The 14,734-nt window shown below is 31.1% G+C and carries 13 protein-coding genes; 5 read left to right on the plus strand and 8 right to left on the minus strand.

Annotated elements, in window-relative coordinates; genetic code table 11:
• Positions 1–34: 34 nt before the first annotated feature.
• Positions 35–643: a TetR/AcrR family transcriptional regulator gene (locus GYM73_RS09005; RefSeq protein ID WP_220233620.1), complete on the plus strand. Its 609-nt coding sequence runs from the start codon at positions 35–37 to the stop codon at positions 641–643.
• Here the strand turns inward: GYM73_RS09005 and GYM73_RS09010 are convergent.
• Positions 640–1,851 carry a mechanosensitive ion channel family protein gene (locus GYM73_RS09010; RefSeq protein WP_220233621.1) on the minus strand — a complete coding sequence of 404 codons (1,212 nt, stop codon included), beginning with the start codon at positions 1,849–1,851 and terminating at the stop codon, positions 640–642. The two genes, GYM73_RS09005 and GYM73_RS09010, sit on opposite strands and share 4 nt — an antisense overlap.
• A gap of 95 nt (positions 1,852–1,946) precedes the next feature.
• Between GYM73_RS09010 and GYM73_RS09015 the strand changes: the two genes are divergently transcribed.
• Together GYM73_RS09015 and GYM73_RS09020 are read left to right on the plus strand one after the other, a co-directional pair.
• Positions 1,947–2,447, plus strand: coding sequence for a DUF456 domain-containing protein (locus GYM73_RS09015; protein ID WP_105296872.1), 501 nt, complete (start codon positions 1,947–1,949; stop codon positions 2,445–2,447).
• Positions 2,448–2,487: 40 nt separating this feature from the next.
• Positions 2,488–3,351: an MBL fold metallo-hydrolase gene (locus tag GYM73_RS09020; RefSeq protein WP_220233622.1), complete on the plus strand. Its 864-nt coding sequence runs from the start codon at positions 2,488–2,490 to the stop codon at positions 3,349–3,351.
• A gap of 59 nt (positions 3,352–3,410) precedes the next feature.
• On the opposite strand, the gene pta is transcribed toward GYM73_RS09020, so the two are convergent.
• Together pta and GYM73_RS09030 are read right to left on the minus strand one after the other, a co-directional pair.
• Entirely contained in the window at positions 3,411–5,504 is a 2,094-nt protein-coding gene (gene pta / locus GYM73_RS09025; protein ID WP_160564754.1) for a phosphate acetyltransferase, read from the minus strand.
• Positions 5,505–5,645: 141 nt separating this feature from the next.
• Complete coding sequence (locus GYM73_RS09030; RefSeq protein ID WP_160564756.1) at positions 5,646–6,419, minus strand: MBL fold metallo-hydrolase; 774 nt, start codon at positions 6,417–6,419, stop codon at positions 5,646–5,648.
• A gap of 34 nt (positions 6,420–6,453) precedes the next feature.
• On the opposite strand from GYM73_RS09030, the gene GYM73_RS09035 reads away from it, so the two are divergent.
• Positions 6,454–7,881: a TonB-dependent receptor gene (locus tag GYM73_RS09035; protein WP_166004843.1), complete on the plus strand. Its 1,428-nt coding sequence runs from the start codon at positions 6,454–6,456 to the stop codon at positions 7,879–7,881.
• Positions 7,882–7,893: 12 nt separating this feature from the next.
• On the plus strand, positions 7,894–8,211 hold the full coding sequence (locus GYM73_RS09040; RefSeq protein WP_160556856.1) for a DUF4286 family protein: 318 nt from the start codon (positions 7,894–7,896) through the stop codon (positions 8,209–8,211).
• Positions 8,212–8,272: 61 nt separating this feature from the next.
• Here GYM73_RS09040 and hemL read toward each other — a convergent pair whose 3' ends face one another.
• The 5 genes from hemL to GYM73_RS09065 form a co-directional block, all read right to left on the minus strand.
• The gene (hemL, locus tag GYM73_RS09045; protein ID WP_220233623.1) at positions 8,273–9,559 is read right to left on the minus strand and encodes a glutamate-1-semialdehyde 2,1-aminomutase; all 1,287 of its coding nucleotides are present in this window, start codon (positions 9,557–9,559) and stop codon (positions 8,273–8,275) included.
• Between the two features lie 14 nt (positions 9,560–9,573).
• Positions 9,574–10,659: a glucosaminidase domain-containing protein gene (locus tag GYM73_RS09050; protein WP_220233624.1), complete on the minus strand. Its 1,086-nt coding sequence runs from the start codon at positions 10,657–10,659 to the stop codon at positions 9,574–9,576.
• On the minus strand, positions 10,656–11,561 hold the full coding sequence (locus GYM73_RS09055) for a 1-aminocyclopropane-1-carboxylate deaminase/D-cysteine desulfhydrase (protein ID WP_220233625.1): 906 nt from the start codon (positions 11,559–11,561) through the stop codon (positions 10,656–10,658). Before GYM73_RS09055 ends, GYM73_RS09050 begins: the two co-directional genes overlap by 4 nt.
• A 140-nt stretch (positions 11,562–11,701) precedes the next feature.
• Positions 11,702–13,090 carry a peptide MFS transporter gene (locus GYM73_RS09060; RefSeq protein ID WP_220233626.1) on the minus strand — a complete coding sequence of 463 codons (1,389 nt, stop codon included), beginning with the start codon at positions 13,088–13,090 and terminating at the stop codon, positions 11,702–11,704.
• A gap of 33 nt (positions 13,091–13,123) precedes the next feature.
• Complete coding sequence (locus GYM73_RS09065; RefSeq protein WP_105296882.1) at positions 13,124–14,626, minus strand: peptide MFS transporter; 1,503 nt, start codon at positions 14,624–14,626, stop codon at positions 13,124–13,126.
• Between the last annotated feature and the right edge of the window lie 108 nt (positions 14,627–14,734).

Below are 14,734 nucleotides of genomic sequence, written 5' to 3' on the forward strand. Positions count from 1 at the left end.
TTTTTATTATATTTGTTTGAGTAGCATTAACAATATGGATGTAATTAAAGATCAAATTATTAATAAATCAATTGAACTGTTTACTCAAATAGGAGTTAAAGTGGTCACCATGGACATGATCAGTAAAGATTTATGTATGTCCAAAAAAACTATCTATGAACATTTTTCCAGCAAAGAAGATTTAATAAAAAATACATTCAGTAAATGCATCACCGCTGCTATTCAAGAACTTGAAAATAAAATTAAAAATTGCCCTAATATCATTCAACAAAAATTTATTATTCTTGAAGACAGCAGCCATTTTATTTTTTTTAAAGAAAACCAAACCTTATTTCAACTAAAGAGTTTTTATCCGGATATATATACCGAAATGATTTCTTTACAAAACGATTCTTTAAAAACGTTAATTAAAACAAATATTATTTTAGGTATTGAGGAAAGATTATACAGATCTAAAATCAATAAAAAATTAACGGTTGAATATTTTTACCTGATTGAAAAGATTATAGCTATTGATGATAAACTTTCAGAAGTTAACGTAAATGATAACGTTGTGAAAAAATATTTTATAGAGTTATTAATACGTTCAATTGCTACCAAAAAAGGTTGTAAAGAACTTGAAAAATATATTTCTAAAAATTAAGAAGGAATTACCGATACAGTTTTAAGTCCGAAAAAAGATGAAATGGAAATGATATGCTCAAAGACCTCTGCTTGAACTTCTTCATATTCATTCAAATCCGAAGTATCGGTAAAACAATAAACCTCTAAAGGAATTCCATAAATCGTCGGATCTAACAGCCGTATCAAAATTGTATCTTTTTGAGATATGCGCGAGTTTTTTTTAAGATAAACTTGTACATACTTTCTAAATATTCCCATATTCGTATGACTTACGCCTTCATCCAATGTAATAGTGGTAAAATATTCTTTGAGAAGGCTACTATTTTTCAGCTCTTCAAACTCTTTTTTTCCTAAAAACTCAATGGATTGGCTATTGAAAACAATTGACCTTTTTATTCTTCGAGTATGTGAAGTTTTCATGGGGTCATAGTTTCTAACTTCTGTGGATATTAAATCATAAGTGGGTATGGTAGACACGGTTTTGTCTTTATTTAAAATTTTAGTGGTAATTAAATTAATGTCCACTATGCTTCCTTCTAAATTATATTTGGAGATAGAAATGTAGTCGCCCGATTTTAATTGTTTGGAGTTTGAAATATTAATTCCTGCCACAAATCCTAATATAGGATCTTTGAATACCAGAATTATAACAGCCATGGTAGCCCCTATAAAGGTAAAAATATTAGAACTTGTTAAATCAAATACAATTGAGATAATTATAAAGCTGGATAATACTATTATTAACATTTTAAGAAGTTCCAAAAACGTATTTAATCCAACGGTAACATAGCTTCTGTCTCTATTTTTTACTTGAGCATAAGAATTGATAACACTAATTAGAAATTTAGCAATAAACGTTATTAAAAATATACTGAATGCTAAATCTAAAATATGGAAACTCTGAGGATGAGGGTAAAAAATAACGGGCACTAATAAATAGCATATCCCCAAAGGCAAGAGACGAAAGAAACTGGTAAATACATTTTTTTCAATAAAGGTATTCATCCATATATTTTTTGTATTCGGAACAATTTTCAATACAATTTTTAATAATACTTTACGCTGTAAAAAATCTAAAATCAAAAAAATAACCAGTATTATTAAAACTTTACTTGCAATTTGAGTGATTAAAACCACTTCATCGGGAAAATGATTCGAAATATAGCGATCCAACTGATCGATTATCGTATTTTGGTTTTTTTGCCTTAATGTGTTTGCCTCATTCATTAATCCGCTAAGTTTATATCAATTTATTAGAGATAAAGAGAAAAGTTTATAATTTATTAAGTATCTTTATAGTTACTTTTAATGTATCATATTTTATGCCTGATTTAATTTGGATAATTTTAATATTTATTCTCATACTTATTGGAATTATAGGCTCTGTTTTACCTGCATTACCGGGAACACCTATAGCATTTATAGGTTTATTAGTTTATAAGTTATGCCCTCTTGGCGAAAATTTAAGTTGGTGGTGGATTTCTTTTTGTGCGATTTTAACCATACTAGGAATGGTCATTAACTATTTTATGCCTATTCTTACCGTTAAAAAATTCGGTGGTTCCAAATACGGCGCTATCGGAGCTACTATAGGAACATTGATAGGTTTTATCGTACCCTATGGTTTTCTGTACGGACCTTTTTTAGGAGCCTTTGTTGGAGAATTGATTTATGATTTTATGAATAAAAGAGGGGCCTTAAAAGCCTCTTTGGGTGCTTTATTGAGTTATTTTCTTTGTATGGGCGTTAATATAATTATATGCGGAATCATGATGACCATTTTTATTATCCATCTTACCTTTACTTATTTTAGCGTTAATTGATAAATAAACTTTATATTTAAAGTATCAAATACAATACTTTATGAAATTATATCCGATTGAAACCGGAAATTTTAAACTCGATGGAGGCGCTATGTTCGGCATTGTACCTAAATCTATCTGGCAAAAAACACATCCTGCAGATTCTAATAATTTGGTCGATTTAGCTATGAGATGTCTTCTTATTGAAGATGGCAAAAGACTAATATTAATTGATACGGGTATTGGAAACAAACAAAATAAAAAATTTTTTGGATATTATTATTTATGGGGCGATTTTTCTTTAGAAAAATCCTTAGCTCGATATGGCTTTACCTGTGATGATATTACTGATGTTTTTCTTACTCATTTACATTTAGATCATTGCGGGGGAGCTATTAAATGGAATAAAAGCAAATCAGGTTATAAACCAACATTCAAAAATGCTATTTATTGGAGTAATGAAGATCATTGGAATTGGGCCGTCCAACCTAATTTAAGAGAAAAAGCTTCTTTTTTAAAAGAAAACATTCTTCCCATTAAAGAAAGTGGTCAATTACAATTTATATCCATTCCTAAAGATAATTTTTTGAAAGATTCCCCCTTAGGCTTTGATATATATTTTGTTAATGGACATACAGATAAGCAAATGTTACCCGTAATAATTTATGAGGGAAAAACAATAATTTATGCTGCTGATTTGTTACCTACTACCGGACATATCCCAATTCCTTATATTGCGGGATATGATACTCGCCCCCTACTCACTATACCCGAAAAGGAACAAATTTTAAATCTTGCCGAATCTCAAAATTATTTTTTCTTTTTTGAACATGATGCTGTTCATGAACTGTGTACAGTTAAAAAAACAGAAAAAGGAATCAGGCTTGATCAAACGTTTAGCTTTCTGGATATTTTTGGAAAATAAAAAACTCTATCAATCGTAATCAATGATAGAGTTTTTTTACTTCTTTAAATACTATTTTTTTAATTGTCGTTGGCTGCTTGGATAGCCGTAATTACAACAGTATTGTAAATATCTTCTATTTTTGCGCCTCTACTTAAGTCATTGATTGGTTTTCTCAATCCTTGAAGTACAGGCCCCAGCGCTAGTCCTCCGGATTCCCTTTGCACCGCTTTATATGTATTATTACCGGTATTTAAATCCGGGAAAATCAATACATTTGCCTTTCCTGCAACTAAAGACCCCGGCATTTTACTGCTACCAACACTTGGAACCACCGCTGCATCATATTGAATCGGTCCTTCAATTAATAAGTCAGGACGCAAAGATTTTACCAGCTCTGTTGCTTTTCTAACTTTATCCACATCTACTCCCGCTCCTGAATATCCGGATGAATAAGAAAGCATGGCTATTTTCGGCTCAATTCCAAATTCTTTTGCAGTTCCTGCAGCAGAAATTGCTATATCTGCCAACTGTTCGTAAGTAGGATTAGGAACAATAGCACAATCACCGTAAACTAGTACCCTATCTTGCAAGAGCATGAAAAATACGGAAGAAACGGTTTTAATTCCCGGTTTAGTTTTAACAAATTGTAATGCAGGACGTATTGTGTGAGCTGTAGTATTTTGAGCTCCCGAAACCATTCCATCTGCATCTCCTTTATACACCATCATTGTCCCAAAATAGGAGGCATCCAACATTAAATCTTTAGCCTGAGCATGTTCCATACCTTTATCTTTTCTAAGTTCATATAGGGTATCAACATAATCATTAAGCTTATCATTTTCCGTATTATCTAAAACAGAAATCAAATCCGTATTCCAACTTAGTCCCAGTTGGTTAACTTTTTGTATAATTTCATCCGGTTTACCTAAAATTGTGATCTTTACAATTTCATCATCCGCTAACATGGAAGCGGCGCGTAAAATTCTCTCATCTCCACCTTCCGGTAAAACTATATGTTTGTGGGCTGCTTTAGCTTCTTTCAACAAATTATACTGGAACATTCTAGGGGTAATTCCTTCAATTTTAAATGAAGAAATTCTCTTATCAAGCTCCGGCACATCCACATATTGTTCAAACAGGTCAATATTACGTTTAATTTTTGCCGTGTTTTCAGGATAAATTGTTGATTTTATATTGTCAATAGCTGTTGCTGCTTCAAATGTTCCTATATCAACAAGCATAATAGGCATGTTTACACTCGATCCGTCAATCATTTTCATGATTGAAGCATCAGGACCTATTCCGGCAGTTAGTATTATTCCTGAAATTCTTTTAAAATTAGATAAGTTGGAAAGTAAAGTTCCAACGATTAAATCGGATCGATCACCGGGAAGTATTACAACGCAATCTTCTTCAACATAGTTAATGAATTGAGATAGTAACATACCTCCAATCATAAATTTAGTAATAGATCGATTTAAATTTTCACTTCCATGAAGTACTTTAGCTCCTAAAACATCTGCAACTTCTTTTAGTGTAGGAAAGCTTAAAGGTTTATCGTTAGGAATTATAGATAATAAAACGGAATCACCAATGCGTTTCTTACTTTTAGTAATAACTTCTTCTATATCTTTATCACATTTATTAACAATTACTGCAATAACTTTATTATCTTTCTTTAAAAAATTGTTTAATTCCAGACTTATATTTTTAGCTAAATCGTGTGAATTTTTAAATGAATCTTTTACAACAAGAACGACCGGAATATTTAAAGATTTAGCAATGATAACATTCAAATCATATTCTAACGAAGTACTACCTGCTGATATATCAGTACCATCGATTAGTACAAAGTCAAATCTATCTTCTAATGCTTTATACTTTTGAATAATACTATCGTATGCCTCATTTAATCTGCCACTATTTTGAAGATCAATAATTTCACTTTTAGTAAAAGCGTATGCATCTTCATAACTCTGATTAAGATTAAAATAAGAAATCATAGTTTCAATATGGTTATCTTTTATCCCATCATCTAAATCATCAATAATAGGACGAAAATAACCAATATTCGGTGTTCTTCTCATTACCATTTGCAATATCCCCAAGCTAATCAAAGATTTTCCGCTATAAGGACATGTAGCCGCTACATATACTGATCTATTGTTCATTTAATATTATAATTGTAAGTATTGCAAAAGTACAAAATTGAGGAATATACATTTAATTAAATTTATAAATTAAAATATATCTAAATAATGCTTTTTATTTATTATAAAATATGATTTTTAGTAAAAAAATATGCATTCTTATTAAAATTCAACTTTCAATCCGTCATAAGCTAAAAAAACATGATTAGGCAATGTTTTTTCTACCTCTTCATGAAACCCTAGTTGATAGCTGATGTGTGTTAAATAAGCCTTTTTAGGTTTAACTTTCTCAATGATTTCCAATGCCTCAAACAAAGTAAAATGGGAAGCATGAGCTTCCTTTCTTAAAGCATTGATAACTAATACTTCTGAAAATTTAATTTTTTCTATTTCTTCTTCAGAAATAGAGGAAGCATCAGTGATATATGATAATCCCCCTATTTTATATCCTAAAATGGGCAACTTACCGTGTAAAATATGTATGGGTTGAATAGAAACATTTTGAAAAGAGATATCACCATTCACTGAATGTAATTCAAAACCGGGAGCACCCGGATATTTTACTTCTGCAAAAGCATAAGAAAATCTTCTTTTTATATCTTCTAATACCCTTTCCTTTCCAAAAATAGGAATATCTTGTCCTTTTAAAAAATTGATGGGACGCAAATCATCTAATCCTCCAATATGGTCTGTGTGTTCATGCGTTATTAATACGGCATCTACATTGGATTTATTTTCTCGCAACATTTGCTGTCTGAAATCAGGACCGCAGTCAATTAATAAATCCAAACCTTTATATTGAACCAATGCAGAAGTTCGTAATCTTTTATCTTTTTCATCTTGAGACTTACATACCGGATCATTTGAACCTATAACCGGAATTCCTTGAGAAGTTCCTGTCCCTAAGAATGTTATATTACTTTTTTGTAGTACCATAATTTTTGTAAATTTACGAACAAAAGTTGAAAATATGCTCTCTCATAAACAAGTACTAACCCCTAGGCAAAAAGCTCTTCAGATTAATTTAAATAAAGATATTTATGGGACTTTTTCTGAAATAGGAGCAGGTCAGGAAACCGTACGCTATTTTTTTAGAGCGGGCGCAGCTTCTAAAACTATTGCCAAAGCAATTTCTGCCTATGATAAAGAAGTAAGTGATTCTATTTATGGAAAAGAACCGGATAATAGATATGTTTCTCAAGCACGATTGCATAAAATGCTTGACCATGAAATTGAATTAATTGAGAAACGAATCGATAGAAGCAATTGTTCAGGCAGAAAATTTTTTTCATATGCCAACACAGTTACTACCATCAATTTTAATAAAACTTTTAAAGGACATGGTTGGGTTGGAATCCGATTTCAATTACACGAATTAGAACCGTATAATGAAATTATTTTACATGTTCGTTTCCATGAAAACGACACTAAATTACAACAGGAAACCTTAGGTATTTTAGGAGTAAATTTAATTTATGGTTCTTTTTTTTACAGCGATAATCCCAAAAAAATAATTTCATCTCTTTATGATGAACTCAGCACCGATCAAATAGAAATTGATATGATTAATTTCAGCGGACCGGATTATGCTGCTGTGGACAATCGTTTAATGAGCTTACAGTTAGTTAAAAACGGAATGGCAGATGCAGCTGTTTTTGAGCCTAACGGAAAAAATGTTCTTCCCGCGGATGAATTATATAATAAAAATATTTTCGCATTAAGAGGAAGTTTCCGTCCGGTTACCCATGTAAACATTGATATGTGTAATCAAGGATTAAAAATGTTTATGAATGAAAAAAAGGTTACTAAAGAAAATACTAAGGTACTATTTGAGATTACTTTATCCAACCTGCTTGCTTCCGGAGAGATCAATGAACAAGATTTTCTAGATCGGGCGGATGTTTTAGGAAAATTAGGATATACTGTTTTAATTTCTAATTTTTCCGAATATTATCGTTTAGTAGATTATTTCAGCAGATTTACTACGGAACGAATCGGTATTTCAATGGGCGTTAATAATTTATTGGACATTTTTAAAGAAGGATATTATAACCACTTAAGCGGTGGTATTATGGAAGCTTTTGGAAAGCTGTTTAAGCAGCATATGCGAATTTATCTTTATCCATATGTTGATCAAGAAACAGGAGAGTTTCTCAATTCTGAAAATTTAAAAGTTAATGAAAGCCTTAAAGATTTATACAAATATTTCAAAAAAAATAAGAGGATTGTAGATATTAAAGATTATAATGAATCCTATCTCAGAATTTATGGAAAGCAAATTCTTACTCAGATTGCTTCCGGTAAAAACGGTTGGGAAATTAATATGCCCAATGAAGTTGCCGATATGATTAAAGAAAAGGGTATGTTCGGGTACTCAGTGGATTATGCTATTAATTAATATTTTAATGAAATGATTATATATTCAGAAAGTTTTCACGTTGAATATCCTTTAGAAAAGGAATGGATCGATTGGGTTAAAAATACCTTAATCCCTGAAATGTATGAAATTCAAATATTTACTAAGGTTATATTTTCAAAAGTTATTTCTCATCCGGATGAATCAGGATGTACCTATTCCCTCCAATATTATGCCGCTAACAAAAAAGATTTAGAAGACTTTTATAAAAACCATTCCGATCGATTTGCTCAATTATTATTTCATAAGTTTGGAACTCGAGTCTTGCCTTTTAAAACTGAATTAGAGCTACTTGAAAGTTTCGAATTTTAATTTGACATTTCTTCTATATAAAAAGAAAATATACTATACTAAGTAATTTATTATTTTCCAATCAAAGAGAGGATATAAATTTTTTTGTATAATCTAATGTTTTTTCAATTTCAATATCTTTTATACAATCAGAAATAAACCATGTTTCATAACCTGAAGGCGGCAAATATATTCCGTGGTTTAGTAGATAATGAAAATATTTGTTAAACATTTCATGATCAGCTTTTGTTGCATCATCAAAGTTTGAAACTTCTGATATACCAAAAAATACGGTCATCATCGATGAACATTGATTAATACACACGGGTATACCGGCGTTTTTAAAAATAGTTCTTAATTCATCGGATAGGATTTTTGTAGCTTGTGTAATTCTATGGAAAATATCTAAATCATCTTTCAGTATGGATAAGGTTGTATATCCGGCCCTCATAGCAATTGGATTTCCGGATAAAGTACCCGCTTGGTAAACCTTACCAACCGGAGATAAACAATCCATTATTTCCTTTCGAGCGGCAAATGCTCCGACGGGCATTCCACCTCCAATAATTTTACCATAAGTTACTATATCTGCCTGAATGTTAAAAAACTCTTGAGCTCCACCCATCTTTGCTCGAAAACCTGTCATGACTTCGTCAAAAATCAGTAATGACTGATTTTCTTCACATAGTTGCTTTAACTTAACAAGAAAATCTCCTTTAGGAGGTATACATCCCATATTACCTGCTATAGGTTCTAGTATAACTGCTGCAATTTCGCCCTTATTCTTTTCGAAAACAGATTTTACAGATTCGATATCGTTATATTTAGCCAACAAAGTATCCTTTGCCGTTCCTTCCGTTACCCCCGGACTATTAGGATTTCCAAAGGTAACAGCACCACTTCCGGCTTTTATAAGAAAGGAGTCGGAATGTCCATGATAGCACCCTTCAAACTTAATAAATTTATTTTTTGATGTAAAACCTCTTGCTAATCGAATCGCAGACATACAGGCTTCCGTACCTGAATTAACCATTCTTATTTTATCAATAGAAGGAACAGAAGAGGTAATCAATTTAGCAATTTCTGTTTCTAATTCCGTAGGAGTCCCAAATGAAAACCCATTTTGCATTTGCTCTTTTACTGCTTCTACTACTTGGGGATGATTATGACCTAGAATCATGGGACCCCAAGAGTTTATATAATCTATATATGTGTTTCCGTCTTCATCTGTAAGATATGCACCTTTTGCCGATTTCATAAAAACCGGAACTCCTCCGACAGATTTAAATGCTCTAACGGGCGAATTTACCCCTCCGGGTATGTATTGTTGTGCCTCTTGAAATAAAGCCTTACTTCTTTTAAAAAACATCTAACAACTCTATTTTAACTTTTTCTCCCTTTTAGTAAAATTCTATCTCCTTGTTTAGGCTCATCTCCCGGAAACATCAAATTTCTTTTGTATAATTCAATTAAGGAAATACCATTTTCTTGGGCTATATCGTACATCTTCTCTCCTTCCTTTACAATATGTTCTTTGTTGATACCTTTTTTCTTTTTTGGATCTAAAAAGATTTTTTGGTTAATTACTAAACTATCTTGAAAGAGTAAATCATTATAAGATTTTAATTGATTTAAAGAAATGTGATAGGCTTTTGAAATATCTTCCAACGTATCTCCTTTCCTTAATATAATATATCTTACTTTCCCATTGGGATGAATTCTAACTCTAGAGCTAGGGAATTCAAAATTATTGGTCTTAACGGCAGCAATTTTCTTTACATTTTCTACTTTTTTAGCCGTTATTTTAACCGGAGTTGTTTTTTTGGGAATATCAATTTTTACTGTTTTTGTATTAGCATCTGCCAACAAAATTGATGATTCATCTACCTTTTCAATACTATTATTGGATTTATATGTATCCGGATATAACTCTGCTAACTTTTTATCTACATTATCAGAGGTTAAAGAATCAAATTGGTACAATTTATATCTTTCAATTAAATTGATTAACATATATGCGTACTTAGGATTAGTAGCATACCCTGCTTTTCTTAAACCATGTGCCCATGCTTTATAATCTTTTCTATCTAATTGAAACAGTTTTTTATAATAGGGTCTTTCTGCTAAAAATAAAGAATGGTCTCTGTAAGATTCTTTTGCAGAGGTATATTTTCTAAAACATTCTCCTCTGGCATCATCATCATGATACATTCTCCCTCCGGTCCAATCATTTTTACATTTAATGCCAAAATGATTATTTCCTACCTGTGCTAAAATACTCTGCCCGTTACCTGTTTCTAAAATTCCTTGTGCTAAGGTAATACTTGCAGGAATTTGATACATTTCCATTTCTTCTACCGCAATTTTAGCATAGGTTTGAATGTATAATTCATCTTTTTTTACAGATTCTTGAGCCAGAATGAAATTTCCTAAAACTATCGCTATTAGAAATATTCCAAATTTTTTCATGTTACAATTATAGGTTTATTTTTCTTTTTTAAGTACTTATTCATTTCTTTAATCCCTTGTAAACCTCCTGTGTGTATTGCTAAAATTTTTTTGTCCTTATGGATTTGCCCCTTTTTTATCATGTCTCTTAATCCGAACATCATTTTTCCTGTATATATGGGATCAAGGGGAATATGATTGAGATAATAAAATTCGTTAATAAAATCGATTAATTCATTCGTAATTTTAGCGTATCCTCCAAAGTGGTACTTCAAATTTACTATAAAATTTTCTTTGCTAGTATGTTTTAATAATTCTTTAACTAAAAAATGAGCGTTTTTTAATACCGGAAATCCGATTACTTGTTGGTGAGGAAATGCTCCTACAGATAATCCCGAAACAGTTCCTCCGGTACCCATTGCAGAAGTAATTATGTCATAAGAAGAGGTTTTTTCTGATAGTATTTCTGCTGCTCCTTTTACAGCCAATGAATTTGTTCCGCCCTCAGGTACTAAATAATGATTAGGAATGGTATTAAGTATATTTTGTATATAACTCGACTGTTCTTTTAATCTATATTCATGCCTGGGTACAAAAATAAATTCCATGCCATAAGCGGAAGCTTCTGTTAGTGTTAAATTATCTTTCCATTTATCAACAATTTCTTCTCCTCGAATTATACCTATAGATTGGAAACCATTCTCATTAGCTGCTGCCGCACAGGCTACAATATGGTTAGACATTGCTCCGCCGAAAGTTACCAATATTTTCTTTCCTAATTCTTTAGCTTTTTGAATATTATATTTTAATTTCCAAAATTTATTTCCTGAAATGACGGGATGAATCAGATCTTCTCTCTTTATATGAAGAACTTGATCTGTTTGTAAGCCCGGAAATTGAAAAGTTTGTATAGGTACATTCATTTTATTTTCATGAATTTATTTTTATATGAATATATCTAATGATTTAATAAACATTCCATAAACAACTAAAGCATATTCATTTATACTAATTTAAATAAAGAATATGCTTTAGTGATATAACTTTTTAATTATTTTTAATCTTATCTTACTCCATGCATCATTTTTACTAGTACTTTATTTAATGCGATCATTAATACTCCACAAATGATTACAAATAATGAAATATATAAAAATATTTTACCTGCTCCTAAGGTTTCGACTGTAGAAGCTAAAAAGCCTCCTACTATATTTGCAATAAAGGATGCCATTAGCCATACTCCCATTAATAGAGATGCTAATTTAGGAGGTGCCAATTTTGTTACTACGGAAAGTCCGACAGGCGACAAACATAATTCCCCTATGGTATGAACAAGATACGTTAAAATTAACCACCATATACTCGCTTTAATGGTAACATCGGCTATATCGCCCCCTCGTTCTGCAACTGCTCCTAACATAAAGAAAAATCCAACCCCTAAAATTATCATTCCTAATCCCATTTTTAACGGAGTTGTTAGTTTTTGTCCTAATTTACTATTCCAAAAATACGCAAAGATCGGAGCTAAAACTACAATAAAAAATGGATTTACCGATTGAAATAAAGAAGTGGGTATATTGTATTCTCCAATAAAAGGCAAATTTACATTTCTGTCGATAAATTTATCTGTATACAATGATAAAGATGAACCGGCTTGCTCAAATCCTGCAAAAAAGAAAATGGCAAAAAAGAAATAAATAAATATTACAGCAACTCTTTGTTTTTCATTTTTAGTTAGTGGAACGTTTGGATCAACCTCATTGTTTGTATTGTTTTTGGTGACTTTTCCTTGAGGTTTTAACCCAAGATCTCCTAAATATTTTTTCGCCAACGTATTATAGGTAATTTGCCCAAAAAACATTCCGACTGCAGCTGCGAGGAAACCATATTTGTACCCATATGATATTATTTTTCCTGCGGCATCTCTTGTAGAGAAAATATCATCGGTCAATATTCCTACAATAATGGGAGCAATCAATGCTCCTAAATTTATGCCCATATAAAAAATAGAGAATGCTGAGTCTCTTTTAGGATCGCCATCTGCATATAAACCACCTACCAAAGTTGATATATTGGGTTTAAAAAATCCATTTCCTATAATTAGAAGGAATAACCCTACATACAGTCCACTTTGGGTATTTAATGAAAACAATGCCAGTTGCCCACACATCATTATAATTCCCCCTATTGTAATGGAATGTCTTTGTCCTAAATATTTATCTGCCAACCAACCTCCAATTAATGGAGTAAAATAAACAAACCCCGTAAAGAAACCATATATTAAGCTGGCTGTTTGAGCATCTATACCTAAACCTCCTTCTAAATAAGATTTTGTAAGATATAGTATTAAAATTCCTCTCATCCCATAATACGAAAATCGTTCCCACATTTCTGTTAAAAACAGTAGGTATAACCCTTTAGGATGCCCTTTTTTAACTTGAGTTTCTGTCATAATATAATTTATACTTAGTTTTACTTATTATTATTATTTAACTTCTTGCATTAATTTCCTTATCAAAGGAGAAAATAGAATTAAAGCAATACCGGTAATTAATGCATAATTGGCCAATTGTCCGAATCCTGTAGTATATGAATATAATTTAGTTACTAAAGATGCATTTTCATCCGGAGAAGACATTTCTGCCCCTAAAAGACCTGCTACATATTGTGCATAAGAACTGGCTAAGAACCACATTCCCATCATCATTCCTGACAAATTTTTGGGAGATAATTTGGTAACTATAGATAAGCCTACCGGAGATAAACAAAGTTCTGCGAACGTCATAACCAAATAGGCTATTGTAAAGATATTTAAAGATGTCATTCCGTTGGAATCGGCAAAATATCTTGTACTATATAAAATATAAAAAGAGCCGGAAAGAAATAAAAATCCCAATCCAAATTTTATTACCGTATTGGGTTCTAATTTTATTTTTGCCAACCATAGCCATAATAATCCAAATAAAGGACTTAAGATTATTACAAATAAAGCATTGGAGCTATTATTTACAATATTAGGATCAATATTAAAAAACAGTAATTTATGACTTAGGTTTCCTTCGGCAAAAATAGCCAGAGCTCCTCCACTTTGTTCAAAAAATGCAAAAAATAGTATTGAAAAAATAATTAAAATCATCGCTGCAACAAGTTTTTTTCTTATTTGTGCGCTTTTTATTTTAATAAGTTCTATAATAAACAAAGCTATTGCCAACGGACCAATGGTATACATAAAATAATCGGTATATCGAGTATTATGTATCATGGCATAAATAATAGGTACGCATAACAATACTCCTAAGTACACAAACATCTCACGTGTTCTCCTGGTTGAAGGTTTCATATCTATCAATGGTGAGTCACCAATAGGACCTAAATATTTTTTGGTTGCTAGGAAGATTAAAATACCTATTAGCATTACTATAGCTGCGGCTAAAAAGCATAAATTCCAGGAATGATATTTTCCCAAATAAACACATAAAACACCACCAAATAAGGCTCCTAAATTTATACCTGAATAAAACAATCCAAATCCTGCATCTCTTCGTGGATCTTTTTCACTGTATAAATCTCCAACCATAGTGGAAATGTTAGGCTTAAAAAATCCTGTTCCAATTATTGATAATGTTATTCCAAAATAAAAAAAATCATGTGGAGAATAAGCGATAATTAAATTACCTAAAACCATGGTTAAACCTCCAATGAAAAGAGATTTTTTAAATCCTAATATTTTATCTGCCAAAATCCCCCCAATAAAAGTAAAAGCGTAAATAAATGCTTGTATAGCTCCATATTTAAGGTTAGAATCTTTATCAGTAACTCCTAATTGACCCACCATAAAAATTGTAAGAACTCCTCTCATACCATAGAAGCAGAAACGTTCCCACATTTCAATCAAAAATAGATATATTAGCTGTTTTGGATATTTTCCGCGAAAATTATGAATTTCTTCTAGAGTAAGTTCTTTATTTTTTTGGATATTGTCATTCATATTATTATCACTGTTAGTAGTATTAATCGTTTTAAATTCATAAATGCTTAAAAATCAATTATTTAATTTTTTTAATTGATTTTTTACTATCAAAAATACTAAAAATTC

Origin of the sequence: Apibacter sp. ESL0432 (assembly GCF_019469225.1) — a bacterium.
GTDB lineage: Bacteria > Bacteroidota > Bacteroidia > Flavobacteriales > Weeksellaceae > Apibacter.

What these genes read in the sequence shown, in the direction of transcription:
- GYM73_RS09005 (WP_220233620.1), top strand. Translation starts at nt 35, where the DNA reads ATGGATGTAATTAAAGATCAAATTATTAATAAATCAATTGAACTGTTT.
- GYM73_RS09010 (WP_220233621.1), bottom strand. Translation starts at nt 1,851, where the DNA reads ATGAATGAGGCAAACACATTAAGGCAAAAAAACCAAAATACGATAATC.
- GYM73_RS09015 (WP_105296872.1), top strand. Translation starts at nt 1,947, where the DNA reads ATGCCTGATTTAATTTGGATAATTTTAATATTTATTCTCATACTTATT.
- GYM73_RS09020 (WP_220233622.1), top strand. Translation starts at nt 2,488, where the DNA reads ATGAAATTATATCCGATTGAAACCGGAAATTTTAAACTCGATGGAGGC.
- pta (WP_160564754.1), bottom strand. Translation starts at nt 5,504, where the DNA reads ATGAACAATAGATCAGTATATGTAGCGGCTACATGTCCTTATAGCGGA.
- GYM73_RS09030 (WP_160564756.1), bottom strand. Translation starts at nt 6,419, where the DNA reads ATGGTACTACAAAAAAGTAATATAACATTCTTAGGGACAGGAACTTCT.
- GYM73_RS09035 (WP_166004843.1), top strand. Translation starts at nt 6,454, where the DNA reads ATGCTCTCTCATAAACAAGTACTAACCCCTAGGCAAAAAGCTCTTCAG.
- GYM73_RS09040 (WP_160556856.1), top strand. Translation starts at nt 7,894, where the DNA reads ATGATTATATATTCAGAAAGTTTTCACGTTGAATATCCTTTAGAAAAG.
- hemL (WP_220233623.1), bottom strand. Translation starts at nt 9,559, where the DNA reads ATGTTTTTTAAAAGAAGTAAGGCTTTATTTCAAGAGGCACAACAATAC.
- GYM73_RS09050 (WP_220233624.1), bottom strand. Translation starts at nt 10,659, where the DNA reads ATGAAAAAATTTGGAATATTTCTAATAGCGATAGTTTTAGGAAATTTC.
- GYM73_RS09055 (WP_220233625.1), bottom strand. Translation starts at nt 11,561, where the DNA reads ATGAATGTACCTATACAAACTTTTCAATTTCCGGGCTTACAAACAGAT.
- GYM73_RS09060 (WP_220233626.1), bottom strand. Translation starts at nt 13,090, where the DNA reads ATGACAGAAACTCAAGTTAAAAAAGGGCATCCTAAAGGGTTATACCTA.
- GYM73_RS09065 (WP_105296882.1), bottom strand. Translation starts at nt 14,626, where the DNA reads ATGAATGACAATATCCAAAAAAATAAAGAACTTACTCTAGAAGAAATT.